Origin of the sequence: Streptomyces sp. CA-142005 (genome assembly GCF_050942335.1) — a bacterium.
Classification (GTDB): domain Bacteria; phylum Actinomycetota; class Actinomycetes; order Streptomycetales; family Streptomycetaceae; genus Streptomyces.
Window position 1 is genome coordinate 2,588,207 of sequence record NZ_CP192078.1, and the last position, 20,493, is coordinate 2,608,699.

General features: G+C 72.5%; 19 protein-coding genes and 1 tRNA gene. 11 read left to right on the plus strand and 9 right to left on the minus strand.

The window, feature by feature from the left end:
* Positions 1-49 precede the first annotated feature (49 nt).
* Positions 50-727, minus strand: a complete 678-nt coding sequence (locus ACQPXS_RS12370) for a hypothetical protein (protein WP_351804153.1) — start codon at positions 725-727, stop codon at positions 50-52.
* Positions 728-774: 47 nt separating this feature from the next.
* Here ACQPXS_RS12370 and ACQPXS_RS12375 point away from each other — a divergent pair, with 47 nt between their 5' ends.
* The gene (locus tag ACQPXS_RS12375; protein WP_043407302.1) at positions 775-963 is read left to right on the plus strand and encodes a DUF5703 family protein; all 189 of its coding nucleotides are present in this window, start codon (positions 775-777) and stop codon (positions 961-963) included.
* A gap of 66 nt (positions 964-1,029) precedes the next feature.
* On the opposite strand, the gene ACQPXS_RS12380 is transcribed toward ACQPXS_RS12375, so the two are convergent.
* The 3 genes from ACQPXS_RS12380 to ACQPXS_RS12390 all read right to left on the minus strand — a co-directional run bounded on the left by ACQPXS_RS12380 (position 1,030) and on the right by ACQPXS_RS12390 (position 3,740).
* Positions 1,030-1,866 (minus strand): chaplin, encoded by an 837-nt coding sequence (locus ACQPXS_RS12380; RefSeq protein ID WP_433449244.1) that lies wholly within the window; start codon positions 1,864-1,866, stop codon positions 1,030-1,032.
* A gap of 167 nt (positions 1,867-2,033) precedes the next feature.
* Positions 2,034-2,267 carry a chaplin ChpH gene (gene chpH, locus ACQPXS_RS12385; protein ID WP_351804149.1) on the minus strand — a complete coding sequence of 78 codons (234 nt, stop codon included), beginning with the start codon at positions 2,265-2,267 and terminating at the stop codon, positions 2,034-2,036.
* A 147-nt stretch (positions 2,268-2,414) separates the two neighbouring features.
* Positions 2,415-3,740: a M20/M25/M40 family metallo-hydrolase gene (locus tag ACQPXS_RS12390; RefSeq protein WP_433449245.1), complete on the minus strand. Its 1,326-nt coding sequence runs from the start codon at positions 3,738-3,740 to the stop codon at positions 2,415-2,417.
* Positions 3,741-3,955: 215 nt separating this feature from the next.
* Between ACQPXS_RS12390 and ACQPXS_RS12395 the strand changes: the two genes are divergently transcribed.
* From ACQPXS_RS12395 to polX, 4 genes are all read left to right on the plus strand, one after another.
* Positions 3,956-4,043, plus strand: a tRNA-Leu gene (locus tag ACQPXS_RS12395).
* Between the two features lie 256 nt (positions 4,044-4,299).
* Entirely contained in the window at positions 4,300-8,175 is a 3,876-nt protein-coding gene (locus ACQPXS_RS12400) for a Pls/PosA family non-ribosomal peptide synthetase (protein WP_433449246.1), read from the plus strand.
* A 71-nt stretch (positions 8,176-8,246) separates the two neighbouring features.
* Complete coding sequence (locus ACQPXS_RS12405; RefSeq protein ID WP_433449247.1) at positions 8,247-9,584, plus strand: M1 family metallopeptidase; 1,338 nt, start codon at positions 8,247-8,249, stop codon at positions 9,582-9,584.
* 41 nt (positions 9,585-9,625) lie between these two features.
* Positions 9,626-11,347, plus strand: a complete 1,722-nt coding sequence (polX, locus tag ACQPXS_RS12410) for a DNA polymerase/3'-5' exonuclease PolX (RefSeq protein ID WP_366486488.1) — start codon at positions 9,626-9,628, stop codon at positions 11,345-11,347.
* Positions 11,348-11,353: 6 nt separating this feature from the next.
* Here the strand turns inward: polX and ACQPXS_RS12415 are convergent, their stop codons facing one another.
* A complete protein-coding gene (locus ACQPXS_RS12415) occupies positions 11,354-11,674 on the minus strand; it encodes a dsRBD fold-containing protein (RefSeq protein ID WP_351804138.1) in 321 nt (106 codons plus the stop codon).
* Positions 11,675-11,760: 86 nt separating this feature from the next.
* On the opposite strand from ACQPXS_RS12415, the gene ACQPXS_RS12420 reads away from it, so the two are divergent.
* Positions 11,761-12,135, plus strand: coding sequence for a YchJ family protein (locus tag ACQPXS_RS12420; RefSeq protein ID WP_433449248.1), 375 nt, complete (start codon positions 11,761-11,763; stop codon positions 12,133-12,135).
* A gap of 21 nt (positions 12,136-12,156) precedes the next feature.
* Here ACQPXS_RS12420 and ACQPXS_RS12425 read toward each other — a convergent pair whose 3' ends face one another.
* On the minus strand, positions 12,157-12,858 hold the full coding sequence (locus tag ACQPXS_RS12425; protein WP_433449249.1) for a FadR/GntR family transcriptional regulator: 702 nt from the start codon (positions 12,856-12,858) through the stop codon (positions 12,157-12,159).
* A gap of 140 nt (positions 12,859-12,998) precedes the next feature.
* Between ACQPXS_RS12425 and ACQPXS_RS12430 the strand changes: the two genes are divergently transcribed.
* Genes ACQPXS_RS12430 through ACQPXS_RS12445 form a run of 4 tightly spaced genes read left to right on the plus strand, consistent with a single transcriptional unit; the run spans position 12,999 to position 16,762 of the window.
* The gene (locus ACQPXS_RS12430) at positions 12,999-13,517 is read left to right on the plus strand and encodes a gluconokinase (RefSeq protein ID WP_351804132.1); all 519 of its coding nucleotides are present in this window, start codon (positions 12,999-13,001) and stop codon (positions 13,515-13,517) included.
* Positions 13,518-13,555: 38 nt separating this feature from the next.
* Positions 13,556-14,953, plus strand: a complete 1,398-nt coding sequence (locus ACQPXS_RS12435; RefSeq protein ID WP_356311380.1) for a GntP family permease — start codon at positions 13,556-13,558, stop codon at positions 14,951-14,953.
* A gap of 13 nt (positions 14,954-14,966) precedes the next feature.
* Positions 14,967-15,728: an SDR family oxidoreductase gene (locus ACQPXS_RS12440; protein WP_433449250.1), complete on the plus strand. Its 762-nt coding sequence runs from the start codon at positions 14,967-14,969 to the stop codon at positions 15,726-15,728.
* Positions 15,729-15,742: 14 nt separating this feature from the next.
* Positions 15,743-16,762 carry an L-idonate 5-dehydrogenase gene (locus ACQPXS_RS12445; protein ID WP_433449251.1) on the plus strand — a complete coding sequence of 340 codons (1,020 nt, stop codon included), beginning with the start codon at positions 15,743-15,745 and terminating at the stop codon, positions 16,760-16,762.
* A gap of 38 nt (positions 16,763-16,800) precedes the next feature.
* Here ACQPXS_RS12445 and ACQPXS_RS12450 read toward each other — a convergent pair whose 3' ends face one another.
* From ACQPXS_RS12450 to ACQPXS_RS12460, 3 genes are all read right to left on the minus strand, one after another.
* Entirely contained in the window at positions 16,801-17,427 is a 627-nt protein-coding gene (locus tag ACQPXS_RS12450) for a cytochrome b/b6 domain-containing protein (protein WP_351804124.1), read from the minus strand.
* The gene (locus ACQPXS_RS12455; protein ID WP_356311388.1) at positions 17,411-18,139 is read right to left on the minus strand and encodes a molybdopterin-dependent oxidoreductase; all 729 of its coding nucleotides are present in this window, start codon (positions 18,137-18,139) and stop codon (positions 17,411-17,413) included. Before ACQPXS_RS12455 ends, ACQPXS_RS12450 begins: the two co-directional genes overlap by 17 nt.
* Before the next feature lie 101 nt (positions 18,140-18,240).
* Positions 18,241-19,254: a hypothetical protein gene (locus tag ACQPXS_RS12460; RefSeq protein WP_433449252.1), complete on the minus strand. Its 1,014-nt coding sequence runs from the start codon at positions 19,252-19,254 to the stop codon at positions 18,241-18,243.
* 330 nt (positions 19,255-19,584) lie between these two features.
* Between ACQPXS_RS12460 and ACQPXS_RS12465 the strand changes: the two genes are divergently transcribed.
* Positions 19,585-20,481 carry a DMT family transporter gene (locus tag ACQPXS_RS12465; RefSeq protein ID WP_433449253.1) on the plus strand — a complete coding sequence of 299 codons (897 nt, stop codon included), beginning with the start codon at positions 19,585-19,587 and terminating at the stop codon, positions 20,479-20,481.
* Positions 20,482-20,493: the final 12 nt, after the last annotated feature.

Consider the following 20,493-nt stretch of genomic DNA (forward strand, 5'->3'; position numbering starts at 1 on the left):
CCGGCGGTGCCGTACGGGCCTCGGGCCCCACGGCACCGCCGGGCGGAGATCATCTCCGGGCGTCCTCCGTCTCGTCGTCCTCGACGAACTCGAGGTCGTCCTCCTCGTCGGACTCGTCCTCGTCGTCGAACACCGCGCTCACGTCGAACCGGCACACCACCCCTTGCGGATCGATGTGCTCGAACGGCGCCTCCAGCCATTCCCCCGCCTCGGGGGTCTCGTCCGACGCGGTCACCCAGAGCGTGGAGTCGCCCTCCTCCAGGCCGAACTCCTTGTGCCGGGAGGCGATCTCGTCCGGTTCGAACTCGCCGAACAGGATCCCCAGCGCGCCCGGAACCGTGCCGGCGGCATCCTCGGCCAGGCCGCCCGCGGCCTCGTACTCCGCCGCCTCGACCCGGTCGGCCTGCGCCAGCAGCCGCTGGGGTTCCACCACGGCGTAGTCGCGGCGGATCAGCACGCTGATCGCACTCGGTTCCTCGGGGCCCGCGTACGGCGGCAGCTCCTCCGCACCGGGGATCTCGAAGGGCGTGACCTCGTCGTAGCGGTCGTAGAGCAGCTCGTCGTACGCCTCTGCGGCCGCGGCCAGCTGGTTGAACGCCTCCAGGACGGCCGGGTCGTCCTCACCAGACCTGCGTTCGACCGCGGCGAGATGACGGTCGAGCGCGGTCTTGATCGCCTCGGCGGCGGCGCGTACCTCGGCAGCGGTGGGCTGCGCAGCATCAGACATAGTGCAGACGCTATCCGTACCGGGCCCCAGCCCGCACAATAGATGCGATGCCGGAATACGAATTTGTCGACGTGTACGTGCCTCGCGGGGTGTCCCGCAAGGAGGCCACACGCCTGCTGACGGACCATGCCGAGTACGGACACTGGGAGTTGGACCGACTGAGCCTGCTGCGCGACGGCAGCCGCAAGGTGCGGTTGCGCCGGCGGATCATCCGCCAGGTGCGTGCCACGTGGTGAGGCCGACCACCTGACGGAGCGGGCCCCGCCGGCAAGGCGGGGCCGCTCCGCACCCGACGCTGCCCGCTAGGCCGCGGCTCGCGCCTTGCGGTAGAGCAGCGCGCCCGCGAGCAGTGCGCCCGCGCCGACCGGCAGCGCGAGGCCGACCGGCAGGTCGCTGCCGGTGTGCGCGAGCTGCGCGTTGGTCAGGGGCTGGGCGGACCGGCCGCCCGTCTGCTTGACCTGACTGGACCCGTGGGACCCCTGAGGCGTGTCGCCACCCTTGCCGGGCGGGGTCGTCGGGCTTCCCGGGTGGCCGGGCTGGTGCGGGGTGCCAGGGTGACTGGGGTGACCCGGATGGCCCGGGTGACCCGGATGGCCCGGGTGACCCGGATGGCCCGGGTGACCCGGATGGCCCGGGTGGCCCGGGTGGCCAGGATGTCCGGGGTGGCCCGGCGGGTTGCCGTGGCCGCCCGGCGGCTGGTGATCGCCGCCCCCGTTGCCGCAGTCGTTGCCCGTGGTGGCGTTGCCTGCCCCGATGACGTTCACGCTGTTGCCGCAGACGTTCACCGGGACGTCGATCGGCACCTGGACGGTGTTGCCGGAGCCGACCCCCGGCGAGTCGGCGGTGCGGCCGCTCGCGTGCGAGCCGCCGGAACCGCCGTGGCCCGCCGAGGCGCCGCCGTGGTTGGCGCATGTGTTGCCCGCGGACGGGTTGAGCAGCCCGACGACGTTCACGGTGTTGCCGCACACGTTCACCGGCACGTGCACCGGTGCCTGCACCGTGTTGCCGGACAGTACGCCGGGTGAGCCGGCGGCGATGCCGGACGCGCCCGCGTCGGCGTGGGCGTAGCCGCTCGCGGCGGCGATCACACCGGTGGCGGCCGCCATCGTCATCAGGCCCTTGCGGGTGCCCTGTCGCATGGTGAGTTCCCCCCTGCCTTCGTTGTTTCGATCCTTCGGATCCTCGGGACCGGATCCGATTCCGGGTGAAAAGACCGGTCGGCCCCGGAGCGCACGGCGCGCGCTCCGGGGCCGACGGCTCGTAGAAGACGCCCCCTCGGGACAAACGCCCCCTCAGGGAGCCGGCGTCAGTGGTTGACGCAGGTGTTGCCGAAGGCGGGGTTCAGGAGCCCGATCACGTTGACCGTGTTGCCGCAGACGTTCACCGGCACGTGCACGGGCACCTGGATGACGTTGCCGGAGACGACACCCGGAGAGTGCACGGCGGCACCCTGGGCACCGGAGTCGGCGACGGCGAGGCCCGCTCCCGCGAGGACCAGCCCACCGGTGGCAGCCGCAGCAGCGACGACCTTCTTGATCATTCTTCCTCCTTGTTGGCAATGCGACCCCAAGGTGCGGGATCGCATCACCTGTAACGAGGAGGGAGTAATGAGGCTACGAGCTTATGGTCGCATTCACCCTTCTCAGTCGTTGTCGTACGGCTGCCCGAATGTCCGCAGGCCACGCCCTCACGACGCGTCGATGAACCGGTCGAGCACCCGCACGCCGAACCGCAGCCCGTCCACCGGCACCCGCTCGTCCACGCCGTGGAACATGCCGGCGAAGTCCAGCTCCGGCGGCAGCTTCAGCGGGGCGAAGCCGAAGCCGCGGATGCCGAGGTCGTCGAAGGACTTGGCGTCGGTGCCGCCGGAGAGCATGTAGGGGATCGCTTTGGCGGTGGGGTCCTCGGCGACCAGCGCGGACTGCATGGCCTCCACCAGCGCCCCGTCGAAGCTGGTCTCGACCGCCTTGTCGGTGTGCACGTCCTCGCGCCGGACGTGCGGCCCGAGCAGCCGGTCGAGGTCGCCGAGGAACTCCTCCTCGTGGCCGGGCAGGAAGCGGCCGTCGATGTGCGCGGTGGCCTCGCCGGGGATGACGTTGACCTTGTAGCCGGCGTTGAGCTGGGTGGGGTTCGCGGTGTTGCTGAGGGTCGCGCCGATGAACTTGGCGATGCCGCCGAGCCGGAGGAGGGTGGACTCCATGTCCTCCGGGTCCAGCTCGGTGCCGAGGGCGTCGCCCAGCTCGTCGAGGAACGCCCGGGTGGTCTTGGTGACCCGCACCGGGAACTTGTGCCGGCCGACCCGGGCCACGGCCTCGGACAGCTCGGTGATGGCGTTGTCGCGGTGGATCATCGAGCCGTGCCCGGCGGTGCCGGCCACGGTCAGCTTCATCCAGTGCATGCCCTTCTCGGCCGTCTGGATCAGATAGAGCCGGCGCTGCTCGTTCACGGTGAACGAGAAGCCGCCGACCTCGCTGATCGCCTCGGTGACGCCGTCGAACAGCTCGCGGTGGTGGTCGACCAGGTGACGGGCGCCGTACGTGCCGCCGGCCTCCTCGTCGGCGAGGAAGGCGAGGACGATGTCCCGCGGGGGCCGCCGCCCGCTCCTGAGCCGGTCGCGCACGACCGCGAGGGTCATGGCGTCCATGTCCTTCATGTCGACGGCCCCGCGCCCCCACACGCACCCGTCGGCGACCTCGCCGGAGAACGGGTCGTGGGTCCAGTCCGCGGCGTTGGCCGGTACGACGTCCAGGTGGCCGTGGATCAGCAGCGCGGGCCGGGACGGGTCCTCCCCCTCGATGCGGGCCACCGTGGAGGCGCGGCCCGGGTGCGACTCGAAGATCTTCGGCTCGAGACCGACCTCGGCGAGCTTCTCGGCGACCCACTCGGCGGCCTTGCGCTCGCCGGGGCCGGAGTGGTCGCCGTAGTTGCTGGTGTCGAATCGGATCAGCTCGCGGCAGAGGTCCACGACCTCGTCCTCGCCGGTGACGCTCCTGGCCGTGTCCGTCTCGCTCACGTGCTTCCTCCCGCGCTGTCGCTGCTGGTGGTCCTCCACATCCTCCCTCTCCCCCGGCCGCGGCCCAAGACCGGTCCCGGCCCGTCACACACCGTTCACGGACGACCGGCGCCGCGGGCGGGGGTGATCAGCCACCCCCGAAAGCCTGGTAATGTTTCCTTCGTCGCCGCGAGGGAAACCCCGCCGAAAGGGTTCCACAGCACGACAGACACCTTGTCCGGGTGGCGGAATGGCAGACGCGCTAGCTTGAGGTGCTAGTGCCCTTTATCGGGCGTGGGGGTTCAAGTCCCCCCTCGGACACCAGTGAGGGCCCCTGCTCAGCAGGGGCCCTTCGCTTTGCCCGCGAGCCGGCGGAAACCTCAACTGCCCCGGGATACCCCCTTGTTGACCGTGTGTGAGGCATGTCTCGCCCGGCGTGAAGTCGGCAGGTCAGGGGCCCGGAGGCGGGTCGCCGCGGTCACCCGAACGGCCCTCCCGGGCGGCTGCGCGAAGGGACGAAGCCTAGCGTCGTACTAATATTTCCGGCTTGTCACTCAGCCGGACCCGACGTGAGGACCCGATGGCAGCCATAGACGAGAGCAGCGCTCTCGGCCTGCTCGACGAAGAGATCCGCACGCAGTTCGGCGACCGGGCACGCTTCTCCGCCGGTCCCGCCGCCTCGCCGCGGACGCTGGTCGACGTCTTCGACGCGACCGTGCGGTCCCACCCGGACGAGCCGGCGCTGGACGACGGCACGACGTGCCTCACCTACCGTGCGCTGGCCGCCGAGGTGGAGCGGCTGCGGCAACGGCTCGCGAGCGCCGGGGTCGGACTCGGGGACCGGGTCGGGGTGCGGGTCCCCTCGGGGACCAACGAGCTGTACGTCGCCATCCTCGCCGTACTCGCCGTCGGTGCCGCCTATGTCCCCGTCGACGCCGAGGACCCGGACGAGCGGGCGGAGCTGGTGTTCGGGGAGGCGGAGGTACGGGCCGTCATCGGCGCCGGGCACAGCATCGGCGTCCAGGGCGGCACCGGTATGGGCACCTCCGGCTCCCCGGCCGCGCGGCCCGGCGCCGAGCACGACGCCTGGATCATCTTCACCTCCGGGTCCACCGGGAAGCCCAAGGGCGTCGCCGTCACGCACCGCAGCGCCGCCGCGTTCGTGGACGCCGAGGCGGCCCTGTTCCTCACGGAGGAGCCGATCGGACCCGGCGACCGCGTCATGGCCGGGCTCTCCGTCGCCTTCGACGCCTCCTGCGAGGAGATGTGGCTGGCCTGGCGGTACGGCGCCTGTCTGGTGCCGGTGCCCCGGTCGCAGGTCAGGAGCGGTGCCGATCTCGGGCCCTGGCTGGTCGAGCAGGAGATCACCGTCGTCTCGACCGTGCCCACACTGGCCGCGCTGTGGGAGCCGGAGGCGCTGAGCGACGTACGGCTGCTGATCTTCGGCGGTGAGGCCTGCCCGCCCGAACTGGCGCAGCGGCTGGTCACCGAGGGGCGCGAGGTGTGGAACACCTACGGGCCGACCGAGGCGACCGTGGTTGCGTGTGCGGCGCTCATGACCGGCGAGGAGCCCGTCCGGATCGGGCTTCCGCTGCGCGGCTGGGAGCTCGCCGTCGTCGACGACGGCGAGGAGCCCGTGCCCATGGGCGGCACCGGACAGCTCGTGATCGGCGGGGTCGGGCTCGCACGGTATCTCGATCCCGAGAAGGACGCCGAGAAGTACGCGCCGCTGCACTCGCTGGGCTGGGAGCGGGCCTATCGCAGTGGTGACCTGGTCAGGGCCGAGCCCGAGGGGCTGATCTTCCTCGGGCGGGCCGACGAGCAGATCAAGCTCGGCGGGCGGCGGATCGAACTCGGGGAGGTGGACGCCGCGCTGCAGGCCCTGCCCGGGGTCGCCGGGGCCGCGGCCGCCGTGCGCACCGCCCGCGGCGGCAACCAGCTCCTCGTCGGTTACGTGGTCCCGCAGGACGGCTGGGACCAGGCGGCCGCCGTGGAGAGGCTGCGCGCCGAGCTGCCCGCCGCGCTGGTGCCGCTGCTCGCGCCCGTCGCCGAGCTGCCGACCCGGACGTCCGGCAAGGTGGACCGGGACGCCCTGCCCTGGCCCCTGGAGGGCGTGGAGTCCCCCAAGGCCGAGCTGTACGGCACCGAGGCCTGGCTCGCCGAGCAGTGGGCGGAGGTGCTGGGCATCCCGGTGACCGGCGCGTCCGACGACTTCTTCGCGATCGGCGGCGGCTCGCTGGCCGCCGCCCAGCTCACCACCCGGCTGCGCACCCGCTACCCGAGCGCCGCCGTCCTCGACATCTACCAGCAGCCCACGCTGCGCAAGCTGGCCCGGCGGCTGGACGCCTCGGCGCAGGACGACGGCCGGGCCCGCACGATCGCGCCGGTTCCGGTCCGCGCCCAGGCCGTCCAGCTCCTGCTGCTGCTCCCGCTGGTCACCCTGCTCGGGCTGCGCTGGACGACGGTCCTGGCCGCCGTCGGGAACCTGCTGCCCGGCTACTCCTGGCTGCCGACCGCCCCCTGGTGGCTGCTCGCGGCCGGGGCCCTGCTGTTCTTCACCCCGCCCGGCCGGATCGCCCTCGCGGCGGGCGGGGCGCGGCTGCTGCTGCGGGGCGTGCGGCCCGGCCGGTACCCGCGCGGGGGAAGCGTGCATCTGCGGCTGTGGACGGCCGAGCGGCTGGCCGAGTTCAGCTGGGCCACCTCGCTGACCGGTTCCTGGCTGGAGCGGTACGCCCGCGCCCTGGGCGCGAAGGTCGGGCCCGAGGTGGACCTGCACTCGCTGCCGCCGGTCACCGGCATGCTCAAGCTGGGCCGGGGCGCGGCCGTGGAGTCCGAGGTGGACCTGTCCGGGCACTGGCTGGACGGCGACCGTCTGGAGATCGGCCCGGTCAAGGTCGGCGCGCACGCCACCGTCGGGACCCGCAGCATGCTCTTCCCGGGCGCCCGCATCGGCAAGCGGGCCGAGGTGGCCCCCGGCTCGGCGGTGAACGGGCAGATCCCGACCGGCCAGCGCTGGGCCGGCGCGCCCGCGGTCAAGCTGGGCAAGGCCAAGCGCAACTGGCCCAAGGAGCGGCCGCAGCGGGGCACGCACTGGCGGGTCATGTACGGCATCACCGGCCTCGGCTTGAGTTCGCTGCCGCTGCTCGCGGGGGTGGCCGCGCTGCTGGTCGCCCGGCTCTTCGTGACGCCCGGAAGCTCGCTCACCCGGGCGCTGCGCGGAGCCGCGCTCGGGCTGGTGCCGGCCACGCTCGCCTACGGGCTGGCGTACGCGCTGCTGGTCCTGGTCGCCGTACGCGTGCTCAGTCTGGGGCTGCGCGAGGGCACGCATCCGACGCACAGCCGGGTCGGCTGGCAGGCGTGGACCGTGACGCAGCTGATGGACCGGTCCCGCGAGACGCTGTTCCCGCTGTACGCGGGGCTGGTCACGCCGGTGTGGCTGCGGCTGCTGGGGATGCGGATCGGGCGCCGCGCCGAGGTGTCGACCGTGCTCGCGCTGCCGAGCCTGACCACGGTGGGCGACGGGGCCTTCCTGGCGGACGACACGCTGACGGCGCCGTACGAGCTCGGGGGCGGCTGGGTGCGGATCGGGCGTGCGGAGATCGGGCGGCGGGCCTTCCTGGGGAACTCCGGGATGACCGGTCCGGGCCGGAGCGTGCCGGACGGCGGTCTGGTCGGCGTGCTGTCGGCGACGCCGAAGAAGGCGAAGAAGGGCACCTCGTATCTGGGGCTGCCGCCGGTGAAGCTGCCGCGCAGCGCGGCCGGCGGGGACCAGAGCCGTACGTACGAGCCGCCCGCCCGGCTGCTGTGGGCGCGCGGTCTTGTGGAGCTGTGCCGGATCGTGCCGGTGCTGTGTTCGGCGGCGCTGGCCGCGGCGACGGTGGCGGCGCTGTGTGCGCTGGGTCCGTGGGCCTGGGCGCTGTCGGGGCCGGTGCTGCTCGGGGCGGGTGTGGTCGCGGCGGTCGTCTCCGTGATCGCGAAGTGGCTGCTCGTGGGGCGGCACCGTACCGGGGAGCATCCGCTGTGGAGTTCCTTCGTGTGGCGGGGCGAGCTGGCGGACACGTTCGTCGAGGTGCTGGCGGTGCCGTGGCTGGCCGGGGCCGTGCCGGGGACGCCGGTGATGACGGCGTGGCTGCGCGGACTCGGCGCGCGCATCGGCCGGGGCGTGTGGGTGGAGAGCTACTGGCTGCCGGAGGCGGACCTGGTGACCCTGGGGGACGCGGCGACCGTCAATCGCGGCTGTGTGCTGCAGACACACCTCTTCCACGACCGGATCTTGCGGACGGATACTGTGGTCCTCCGTGAGGGCGCCACGCTGGGCCCTGGCGGGATCGTGCTGCCCGGCAGCACGGTCGGGGCCCGTACGACCCTCGGGCCCGCGTCGCTCGTCATGGCCGCGGAGTCCGTCCCGGACGACACCCGCTGGCTCGGCAACCCGATCGAGGCATGGCGTCCCTGAGCGCGGGCCGCGCGGGGCCGGTGGGCGCACCGGCAGCCAGTGGTGGCACAGCGCAGGGAGCGGACACAGCAGTGGCAGTTCAGCAGTCGGCCGACCGGGACCCGTACTTCCCGGACAACGGTGACCCCCGCTACCGGGTGCACCGCTACGAACTCGCGCTGGACTACCGCCCCGGCCCTAACCGGCTGTCCGGCACGGCCCGGATCAACGCCATAGCGGGCCGCGCGCCGCTCACGGAGTTCCAGCTCAACCTGGCCGACTTCAGGATCGGCCGGGTGCGGGTGGACGGCCGGCAGCCGCACTTCACGCACCGCGGCGGACGGCTGCGGATCCGCCCGGCCAAGCCCGTCCGGGCCGGCGCCGCGTTCACGGTGGAGGTCCAGTGGTCCGGCAACCCCAGGCCGGTGGCCAGCCCGTGGGGCGGGCTCGGCTTTGAGGAGCTGGCCGACGGGGCGCTGGTGGCGAGCCAGCCGGTGGGGGCGCCGTCCTGGTACCCGTGCAACGACCGGCCCGCCGACAAGGCGTCCTATCTGCTCTCGGTGACCACCCCGTCCGCGTACACGGTGGTCACGGGCGGGCGCCTGCTGACCCGGACGACCAAGGCGTCGACGACGACCTGGGTGTACGAGCAGTCCGCGCCCACGTCCAGCTATCTGGTCGGCCTGGTGATCGGCAGGTTCCAGACGGTGCTGCTGGGCGACCCCGGCCCGGGGGGCGTGCCGCAGCACGGGCACATCCCGGCACGGCTGCTGCCCGAGTTCTCCCGTGACTTCGCGCGGCAGCCGGCGATGATGGAGCTGTTCCAGGAGCTGTTCGGGCCGTACCCGTTCGACGGTTACGCGGTCGCGGTGACCGAGGAGGAGCTCGATGTGCCGGTCGAGGCACAGGGGTTGTCGCTGTTCGGCGCCAACCACGTGGACGGCGCCCGGGGTTCGGAGCGGCTGGTGGCGCACGAGCTGGCGCACCAGTGGTTCGGCAACTGCGTGACCATCGCCGACTGGCGGCACATCTGGCTGAACGAGGGCTTCGCCAAGTACGCGGAATGGCTGTGGTCCGAGCGCTCCGGCGGCCGCAGCGCCCAGCAACTGGCCGCGGCGGCGCACCGGTTGCTGGCCACGCTGCCGCAGGACCTCAGGCTGGCCGATCCGGGCCGCAGGGCGATGTTCGACGACCGGCTCTACGAGCGGGGCGGGCTGACCCTGCACGCGGTGCGCTGCGCGCTGGGCGACGAGGCGTTCTTCCGGATGCTGCGCGGCTGGGTGCGGCTGTACCGGAACGGGTCGGTGACGACGGAGGCGTTCACCGGGCACGTGGCCCGGTTCGCGCAGGAGCCGACGGACGGGCTGTTCCAGGAGTGGGTGTACGGGGCGAAGCTGCCGCCGCTGCCGGTGCTCCGGAACGTTCCGTAGCGGTTTGCCCGGATCCGTGGCGGTCTTTCTAGACTTGAAGGGTGGCCCGGCCCAATGACGAGGTCGAGGCGCTCCTGCGGGAGTACGCGGACCTCATCGCGATCACCGGAGGCGACGCCTTCAAGGCGCGCGCCTACGAGAAGGCGGCGCGTGCCATCGGCGGGTACCCGGCCGACATCTCCAAGCTGGGCGAGGACGGCCTGAAGGAGATCCCGAACGTGGGGAAGTCGATCGCCGACAAGGTGGCCGAGTACCTGCGCACGGGGAAGATGGCGGTGGTCGAGGAGCGCCGGGCGAAGATCCCCGCCGGGGTGCGGGAGCTGATCACCATTCCCACCCTGGGCCCGAAGAAGGCGCTGCGGCTCTATGAGGACCTGCACATCTCCTCGGTGAACGAACTGGCCGCGGCGATCGAGGCGGACGCGCTGGCCGATCTGAAGGGCTTCGGCGAGAAGACGCAGGAGAACATCCGGCACGGCATCGAGCTGCTCCAGCGGGCGGGCGCCCGGGTGCCGCTGTCGCTGGCCCTGGACACCGCGGAGGAGATCGTCGCGGAGCTGTCCGCGGTGACCGGCTGCAAGCGCTGCGCGTACGCGGGCTCGCTGCGCCGGATGCGGGAGACCGTCGGGGATCTGGACGTCATCGTCGCGGCGAGGAAGTCGGAGCCGTTCATGGCGGCGCTGTGCGAGCTGCCGGCCACCGCGGAGGTCATCGCACGGGGCTCGAAGAAGACGTCGATCCGCACCGCGAAAGGGCTCCAGGTCGATCTGCGGGTGCTGCCGCCGGAGTCGTGGGGCGCCGGGATGCAGTACTTCACCGGTTCCAAGGCGCACAACATCCGTACCCGCACCATCGCCGTGCACCAGGGGCTGAAGCTGTCCGAGTACGGCCTGTTCGACGCCGAGAGCGGGGACTCCCTGGCTTCGCGCACCGAGGAAGAGGTGTACGCCCGGCTCGGCCTGCCGTGGATCACACCGGCGCTGCGGGAGGACCGCGGGGAGATCGAGGCGGCCCTGAACGGCGAGCTGCCCGAGGTGGTGACCGAGAAGGACATCCGGGGCGACCTGCACTCCCACACCGACCTCACCGACGGGCTGGCGCCGCTGGAGGAGATGGTGGCGGCGGCCGCCGAGCGCGGCTACACGTACTACGCGGTCACCGATCACGCGCCCAACCTGTACATGCAGCGCATGACCGACGAGAAGATCCTCGCCCAGCGGGAGCGGGTGCGGGAGCTGGACGGCGCCCATCACAGGATGCGGCTGCTGCACGGCACGGAGCTCAACATCGACCCGGACGGCGGGGTGGACTGGCCCGGGGAGTTCCTGGCCGGCTTCGACCTGTGCGTGGCCTCGCTGCACTCGCACTTCGACCTGGGCCGCAGGGCGATGACCCGGCGGCTGGTGCGGGCCTGCGAGAACCCGTACGTCAACATCATCGGGCACCCGACGACCCGGCTGATCGGCAAGCGGCCGGGCGTCGACGCCGACTGGGACGAGGTGTTCGCGGCGTGCGCGCGTACCGGCACCGCGCTGGAGGTCAACGCGCAGCCGGACCGTCTCGACCTGCGCGACGAGGACATCCTGCGCGCCAGGGAGCAGGGCGTGAAGTTCGCCGTGGACACCGACGCGCACTCCGTCCCGCACCTCGCGCAGTTGCGCTACGGCGTCGGCACGGCGCAGCGGGGCTGGCTCACCCGGGACGACGTGATCAACACCTGGCCGCTGACCCGGCTGCGGCGGTTCCTGCGCAAGGGGAGGTGAGGCGCCTCACTCCCGGTCCAGCCACAGGGGTGAGAGGTCTTCCTCCTCCTCCGTGTCGGCCGCTCCCACAGCCCTGATGTCCCCGTCGGCGGCGCGCAGCAGCCTGCGGCCCATGGCGATCAGGGCACGTCCGGCGGCGAGTTCGTCGCCTATCTCCGGCACATCGGGGTCGTACGGGTTGCGGCGGGCCTCCGCGTGACTCTCCAGGACGTTGTCGCCGGTGTCCAGGACGATCCGGGCGGTGGTGTCCGGGTCGTGCTCGGACAGGTACAGATTCAGCCGCCACTCCTTGACGGCCGGAGGACGGCTGGTCATGGGTCGAGTCATAGTCCGCCTCCCAGGGCTGCGTCGCCCTTCCACTGTGCACCCCGCCGACGTCGGACGCCTCCCCTGGTACAGGGAGAATGTGGCCCATGACCTCCCGTGACTGCCCTTGCGGACTCCCCCTGCCCTACGACGCCTGCTGCGGCCGTTTCCACACGGGAGCGGCCGCCGCGCCGAGCGCCGAGTCGCTCATGCGGTCCCGGTACAGCGCGTTCGTGAAGGGGGACGCGGGGTATCTGCTGCGCACCTGGCATCCGCGGACCCGGCCCGAGCGGCTTGACCTCGACCCGCGGACGAGGTGGACGGGGCTGGAGATCCTGGACACCACCGACGGGTCGGCCTTCCACACCACCGGCACGGTGACCTTCCGCGCCTCCTACCGGGGCGGCTCGCTGCACGAGCGGAGCCGGTTCGAGCGGGTCGACGGCGCCTGGGTGTACGTGGACGGGGACTTCCTGGACTGAGAGGTGCGGGACCGGCCCGGACTAGGGCGCCAGGATGTCCAGTTCCTGCAGCGCGCCCACGGTGATCTCCCTGGTCAGCTGCTCGGCGCGGGTCACGTCGCCGCCGCGGATCGCCTCCGCCAGCTGCACATGCAGGGTGACCGCCGCCGGGTCGGGGTCCTCGAACATGACCTCGTGATGGGTACGTCCCGCCAGGACCTCCGCGACGACGTCGCCGAGCCGGGCGAACATCTCGTTGCCGGAGGCGTTCAGGATGACCCGGTGGAAGGCGATGTCGTGGACCAGGTACTTCTCCAGCTTGTGGCCGCGTGAGTTGGCCACCATGCCGAGCGCGCACTCGGTGAGTTCGGCGCACTGCTCCGCCGTGGCGTGCTTGGCGGCGAGGCCGGCCGCGACCGGTTCGATCGCGGAGCGCAGCACGGTCAGCGAGCGCAGCTGGTGCGGGCGGTCGGCGCCGGCCAGGCGCCAGCGGATGACCTGCGGGTCGTAGACGTTCCACTCGGACTTGGGGCGGACGGTCACGCCCACGCGTCGGCGGGACTCCACCAGGTGCATCGACTCCAGCACCCGGACCGCCTCACGCATCACGGAGCGTGACACCTCGAAGCGCTGTGCGAGTTCGTCGGTGCGCAGCACGCTGCCCGGCGGGTACTCGCCCGCCGTGATCGCGGGGCCGAGGGTCTCCAGTACATGGCCGTGCAGCCCCCGGCCCGGTGTGGTCATGCACTCAGCGTACGGCGTGGATCACCGACTGAAAAAGTCAGACTTATATGTCACACACTCTTGAATTCGTCGTACCTAATGGGTTTCAGTGTGGCGACGCCGCTGCGGCGTCGGATGTCGAGGAAGACAGCGAGGCAGTGATGCGAACCCCCCAGGTCGTCGTCGTGATGGGCGTCGCGGGGACGGGCAAGACCACCATCGGTCCCTTGCTCGCCGCGCGGCTGGGCGTCCCGTACGCCGAGGGCGACGACTTCCACCCGCAGGCCAACATCGACAAGATGTCGGCCGGGATCCCGCTCGACGACACCGACCGGTGGCCCTGGCTGGACGCCATCGGTCACTGGGCGCACGGGCGGGCCGGACTGGGCGGGGTGGTCAGCAGCTCGGCGCTGAAGCGGTCGTACCGCGACCGGCTTCGGGCCGCCGCTCCCGGAGTGGTGTTCGTGCACCTCTCCGGCGACCGGAAGCTGATCGAGGACCGGATGAGGCAGCGGCAGGGGCACTTCATGCCGACCGCGCTGCTGGACTCCCAGTTCGCCACACTGCAGCCCCTGGAGCCGGACGAGGCGGGAGTCGCCGTGGACGTCAGCGGCAGCCCCCAGGAGATCACCGAGCGTGCCGTGAAGGCACTCGAGGCGCTTCCCGACACCACCGCGTAGCACTCACCCCCGTCCCCCCGTAACGCAAGGGAACACCCGTGACCAGACTCAGCGTCGAGATGCTGGCAGCGGACACGCCTCCGCCGATCACCTCCGCCGGACACGCCCAGCTGGGCATCGCCGTCCTGGTGGGCATCGCCGTGATCGTCCTGCTCATCACCAAGTTCAAGCTCCATGCCTTCCTGGCGCTGACCATCGGGTCGCTGGCGCTGGGCGCGGTCGCCGGAGCACCGCTCGACAAGGCCATCACCAGCTTCACCACCGGGCTCGGCACCACCGTGGCCGGCGTGGGCGTCCTGATCGCGCTCGGGGCGATCCTGGGCAAGCTCCTCGCCGACTCCGGCGGCGCCGACCAGATCGTCGACACGATCCTCGCCAAGGCCGGCGGGCGCGCCATGCCGTGGGCGATGGTGCTGATCGCCTCGGTGATCGGCCTGCCGCTGTTCTTCGAGGTCGGCATCGTGCTGCTGATCCCGGTCGTGCTCATGGTCGCCAAGCGCGGCAACTACTCCCTGATGCGCATCGGCATCCCGGCGCTCGCCGGCCTTTCCGTGATGCACGGCCTGATCCCGCCGCACCCCGGCCCGCTGGTCGCGATCGACGCCGTCAAGGCCAACCTGGGCGTGACCCTGGCGCTCGGTATCCTGGTCGCCATACCGACGGTGATCATCGCCGGTCCGCTGTTCTCCAAGGTCGCCGCCCGTTGGGTCGACGTCCAGGCGCCCGACCGGATGCTGCCGCAGCGCGCCTCGGACGAGTTGGAGCGCCGTCCGGGCTTCGGCGCGACGCTCGCCACCGTGCTGCTGCCGGTGGTGCTGATGCTGGCCAAGGCGCTGGTGGACATCGTCGTCGACGACCCGACGAACCTGAACCAGCGGGTCTTCGACATCATCGGTTCCCCGCTGATCGCCCTGCTCGCCGCCGTGCTCGTCGGCTTCTTCACGCTGGGCCGGCCCGCCGGGTTCAGCAAGGAGCGCCTGCAGCAGACCGTCGAGAAGGGCCTGATGCCCATCGCGGGCATCCTGCTGATCGTGGGCGCGGGCGGCGGCTTCAAGCAGACGCTGATCGACTCCGGCGTGGGCCAGATGATCCTGGACATCTCCAAGGACTGGTCGATCCCGGCGCTGCTGCTGGCCTGGCTGATCGCGGTCGCGATCCGGCTGGCCACGGGTTCCGCGACGGTGGCGACGGTCTCGGCGGCGGGCCTGGTGGCCCCCCTCGCAGCCGACATGTCGACCACCCACACCGCCCTGCTCGTCCTCGCCATCGGCGCCGGCTCACTCTTCTTCAGCCATGTCAACGACGCCGGTTTCTGGCTGGTGAAGGAGTACTTCGGGCTGAGCGTCGGACAGACCGTGAAGACATGGTCGGTGATGGAGACGATCATCTCCGTGGTCGCCGGCGGTCTGGTCCTGCTGCTGTCCCTCGTGATCTAGGAGCGCCACGGCGATGACGGCTCACCCTCTCTTCGACATCGGCGGCCGCACCGCCCTGGTCACGGGCTCCAGCCGGGGCATAGGCCTCGCGCTGGCCCGGGGCCTGGCCGAGGCCGGCTGCACGGTCGTCCTCAACGGGCGCGACCCCGGCCGGCTGGCCAAGGCCGCGGAGCACCTCCCCGGTGACATCCGTTCGGCGGTGTTCGACGTGACCGACGGTCCGGCCGTGGCCGCCGGGATCGCCGACGTCGAGGAGCGGGTGGGCCCGCTCGACATCCTCGTCAACAACGCGGGCATGCAACTGCGCGCCCCGCTGCTGGAGTTCACCGACGCCGACTGGCACCGGATCCTGGACACCAACCTCACCAGCGCGTTCCTGGTCGGCCGCGAGGCCGCCCGGCGGATGACGGAACGCGGCCACGGCAAGATCATCAACATCTGCTCGCTGCAGAGCGAGGTCGTCCGCCCCGGCATCGCGCCCTACGCCGCCACCAAGGGCGCCCTGAAGATGCTCACCAAGGGCATGTGCGCCGACTGGGGGCCGTACGGCGTCCAGGTCAACGGCCTCGGCCCCGGCTACATCGAGACCGAGCTGACCCGGCCGCTGGTGGCGGACGAGGAGTTCAGCGCCTGGGTTCGCCGGCGCACCCCGGCGGGCCGCTGGGGCCGCACCGAGGACCTGGTGGGCGGCCTGCTCTTTCTCGCCTCGCCGGCCTCCGACTTCATGGGCGGGCAGATCCTGTACGTCGACGGCGGCATGACGAGCGTGCTCTGAAAGGGGCTGCGGCGATGCGGGGTTGTGTGGTCCACGGCGCGGGCGATCTGCGGGTGGAGGAGCTGCCGGTGCCCGAACCGGGGCCCGGCGAGGCCCTGGTGGCCGTCCGCTACGGCGGGGTGTGCGGCTCGGACCTGCACTACTGGCGGCACGGCGGGGTCGGGGACTTCCGGCTCCGGGAGCCGATGCTGCTCGGGCACGAGGTGGTGGGCACGGTGGTGTCCTACGGCACCGGGGCCACGGGTCCCGCGCCGGGTACGGCCGTCGCCGTGCACCCCGCCACACCGTGCGGGCACTGCCCGGAGTGCTCCGACGGGCGGGCGAACGTGTGCCGGGACACCCGCTACCTGGGCAGCGCGGCCCGCTTTCCGCATGTCCAGGGCGCCTTCGCCGAGCGGATCGCCGTACCGGCCGGTCAGCTGCGGGCGCTGCCGGACGGACTCGGGCCGCGGCGGGCCGCCCTCGCCGAGCCGCTGTCCGTCGCGCTGCACGCGGTGCGGCGGGCCGGGGACGTGTCCGGCCGGCATGTGCTGGTGACCGGGGCGGGGCCCATCGGGTGCCTGGTGGTCGCGGCGGCGAAGGCGGCCGGCGCGGCACGGGTGACGGTGACGGATCTCGTGCCGGAGGCGCTGGGTCACGCGGCCGGGGCCGGGGCGGACACGCTGGTACGGGCCGACGATCCGGGCGATGCCGGGTGGCCGGGGGAAGTCGACGTGGCCGTCGAGGCGTCGGGGGTCGCGGCCGGGCTCGACACCTGCCTGCGGCGGGTACGGCGCGGTGGCGTGGTCGTACAGCTCGGGATGCTGCCGCCGGGACAGTCGCCGTTCGCAGGGAACCTGCTGGTGAGCCGGGAGATCGAGCTGCGGGGAGCGTTCCGCTTCGACGCCGAGTTCGACGACGCGCTGGAACTGCTGGCCGCGCGGGCGGAGTTCGACATCCTGGTCAGTGCCGTGGTTCCGGTGGCACAGGCCGCGGACGCGTTCGTGCTGGCCGCGGATCGGAGCCGGTCCTGCAAGGTGCTGTTGGAATTCTGAGGGGCGACAGCGGCTGACACGTGGCCGCGCCACAAGGGTTACGGACGCCACAGCGGGTGCTCCCGCTTCGCCCACTCCCTGCTCACCGTCCCCGTGCGCAGCCCCCGTCTCGCCTCCGGGTCGCCCAGGGCCATGCCGATGTGGCCGGCCAGGACCACGCCGATGGTCAGGGCGAGCCAGTCGTGGACGAAGGTCGCCGAGGTGCGCCACTCCAGCGGGGCCAGGTGGGTGAACCACATCAGCAGGCCGGTGCCGAGCATGACCAGGGTGGCGCCGGCGATCCAGGCGGCGTAGACCTTCTGGCCGGCGTTGAACTTCCCCGCCGGGCGCGAGGAGCGGCGCTTGTCACGGCGCAGGGCGGCGCGCAGCCAGAGCCGGTCGTGCGGGCCGAAGCGGTTGAGGAAGCGCAGGTCGCTGCGGAAGGCGCGGGAGGCGAGGCCCAGCAGGACCGGGACGGGCAGGGCGAGTCCGGCGCACTCGTGGACGCGGACGACCAGTTCCCGGCGTCCGACCATGACCGCGAGCTGGGGGATGTAGAGGACGGCCGCCGTGAGCACGCAGACGCCCATCAGCGCGGCGGTGGCGCGGTGCACCCAGCGCTGGACCGGGCCGAAGCGGCGGATCCGGGTGCCGGGCGGGGCCGGGGCGTCAGCTCGTAGGCTCATCGGTCCGTCCGTTCGACCGGCCGACCCAGGCGTCGACGTCGTAGCCGAGGCGCTCCCAGTAGCCGGGCTCGACCTGGTCGGTGACCGTGATCCCGGAGAGCCACTTGGCCGACTTGTAGAAGTACATGGGGGCGACGTAGAGCCGGACCGGGCCGCCGTGGTCGTGGCCGATGTCCTTGTCCTGCATGCGCAGGGCGACCAGGATGTCCGGGCGGCGGGCCTGGGCGAGGGTGAGGCTCTCGGTGTAGGTGCCGTCGAAGCAGGTGAAGTGGATCGCCTTCGCCCCGGGACGGACCCCGGCCGCGTCCAGGAGGTCGGAGAGGCGTACGCCCTCGAAGGGGGTGCCGGGGACCCGCCAGCCGGTGACGCACTGGACGTCCTTGACCAGCCGGGTCTGCGGGAGGGCGCGCAGATCGGCCAGGGTGTAGGTGTGCGGGCGGTCGACCAGGCCGCCGATCTTCAGGTGGTAGTCGGCGGCGTTCAGGCGCGGCACCGACGCGGCGACGGAGTAGTAGCGGAATCCGCCGCCGTTGGGCAGCAGCCCGGTCAGTCCCGTGGGGTCCTTGCCGGCGACGGCGCCGAGGACGCCTTCCAGGCCGCGTTGCAGCGTGGGCGCGGCGACGACGCCGAGCGCGCCCAGGCCGAGAGTGCCGAGGAAGACCCGGCGGCCCATGGGTGTGCCGTCCCGTTCCTCGGACTGTTCAGAGTTCACGCGTTCATTCGAGCACTCGGGGCCCCCGGGGGCCAGGGAATCCGGTCAGTGGTCAGGGTTCTGTAATCACTTCTTGCGTACGTCGCGCGGAGGCATGCCGTTCAGTGCCCCAGCGCGCGGGCGCGGGCCGTGCGGAAGGCCGCGCGGGGGTCGCGGTGGACGTAGGACCAGGGTGCCGGGGTGGCGTGCCGGCCGATGCGCCGGAAGAGGGCCGCCGCCTCGGCCGGGCGTCCGGCGCAGGACAGGGCGAAGGCGAGGTGGTTGAGGTCGATGTGACGGCGGGGGTGTTCGTCGTGCTCCCACTCCAGCCACCAGTCGAAGCAGGCGCGCAGGATGCGGCGGGCCCGGGGGCCGGACCAGTGGCCGGAGGCGGCGGGGCCGGCCGGGGCGAGACCGGTGGCGGCCAGGACGCGGTAGCGCTCGGCGTAGGCGACGACCGGCAGGACGGCGAGCGGGGAGTCGGCGGGGGCCTCGGCGGCGGCCAGCTCGGCGACGTCGTACACCTCGTGGTCCTCGGCGGCCCGGCCGCCGGAGGGCCGTTCGGCGAGGCGGGCGAGGAGCAGATGGTGGGCGTGGTGGTGCTCGGGGTGGCGGCGGCGCAGCTCGGCGAAGGTGCCGAGCACCTCGCGCTCGGGGCCGAGGGTGCGGGCCAGCTGGAGTAAGCCCAGCCAGGGGGTGGGGTCGGCGGGGGCGAGCGCGGCGGCGGTGGCGCAGGACTCGCGGGCCCGGTCGGGGTCCTCCTTGCCGCGCAGGGCGCGCTGGACCCGGGCGAGGGCGTACAGCGCGGCGGCGTCGGCGGAGCCGGGTTCGGCGTGCAGCCAGTCGCGGGCCCAGGCCACGGCGTACGGCTCCCGGGCGAGCACGGTGAGGCGGTGGCCGCGGCGGTCCCAGTCGTCGCCGGTGTGCCGGAGCAGGGAGCGGGCGGCCTGCCGCCGGCCCTGGGTGAACGCGGCGCGCGCGGTGCGCAGTTCGGCGTCGTCGAAGGTGCCGTCGAACATGTCGTCGAACGTGCCGTCGAAGCCGCCGTCGATGGCGCCGGAGTGGTCCGGGGCGGTGTCGCCGGACGGGTCCGTCGGGGCCCGGCGGTCGCCGAGCAGGGATGGGAGAGGGGGCACCGCGGAACTTCCTGTTTCTCGGGCTGCCATCGGCCGATCACGCACAGCAAACCCCCAGCCGGGGTTTGCGTCAAGCGGAGCAGGGCTGTTACCGGGTTCAACTGCCGTTGCACAAAGGAAAGTTGAGGAACTCCGCGCAGGTGGGCCGGGGCCGGGGCGGGGGTACCCGACGGCCCGCTGTGGCGTACGCCATGGCGCCGGGCCGGCCGGCCCTCCAGCATGGCGGGTCAACCGCCCTGTTCCGCGCACTTCCGGGTCGATGCCGTCCCGGGGACGCTACAGTCGGCCCCTACGCACCCGTGGTCCGGCCGGATGATCGAGGTACGCAGCGTGTCCGTTCTGGTTCTCCTTCTCGCCGTGAGTGCCGCCTGCTGTCTGGGCTTCGGGTTCGTGCTCCAGCAGAACGCGGCGCAGAAGGCACCTCTGAGCGACTTCCTGTCCTTCCGGCTGCTGCTCGACCTGATGCGGGTGCCGCGCTGGCTGGGCGGGCTCGGTCTGATGGTGGCCGGCATGGTGCTCGGCGCGGTCGCGCTCGGCAAGGGCGAGATCTCCCTGGTCGAACCGCTGCTCGCGACCAATCTGCTGTTCGCGCTCGCCCTCTCCCGGCACCAGACCAAGCAGCCCCTGGGCCGCCAGGGCTGGGCGGGGCTGGCCCTGCTCGCCGGCGGGGTGAGCGCGTTCATCCTGGCGGGCGAGCCGCGCGGCGGCAACGCCATCGCCGATCCGCTGCGGCACTGGCTGATCATCGGTGCGATGGTCGGCGCGGCCCTGGTGCTCACGACGTACGGCAAGCGCTCCCGGCTGAGCTGGGGCCCGGTGCTGCTGGCCACCGCCGCCGGACTGCTGTACGGCGTACAGGACGCGCTGACCCGGGTGAGCGGGACCCGCTTCTCCGAGGGCGGCTTCGCCGAGCTGTTCACCGGCTGGCAGCCGTACGGCGTGCTGGTGTGCGGGGTCACCGGGCTCGTCCTCGTGCAGAGCGCCTTCGAGACGGCCCCGCTGCGCATGTCCCTGCCGGCGCTGACCGCGGCCGAGCCGCTCGCCGGGATCCTGTGCGGGGTCGGCTTCCTCGGTGACCGGCTGCGCACCGACACCGGGGCGCTGGCGTGGGAGGCGGCCGGCCTCGCGGCGGTGGTCGCGGGCATCGTGCTGCTCGGGCTGCACCCGGCGATGCCGTGCGGCTCGGCGGAGTCCGAGCCCCCGGCCCGGAACCTCCAGCGGCGCTGACGCCGCCTGCTT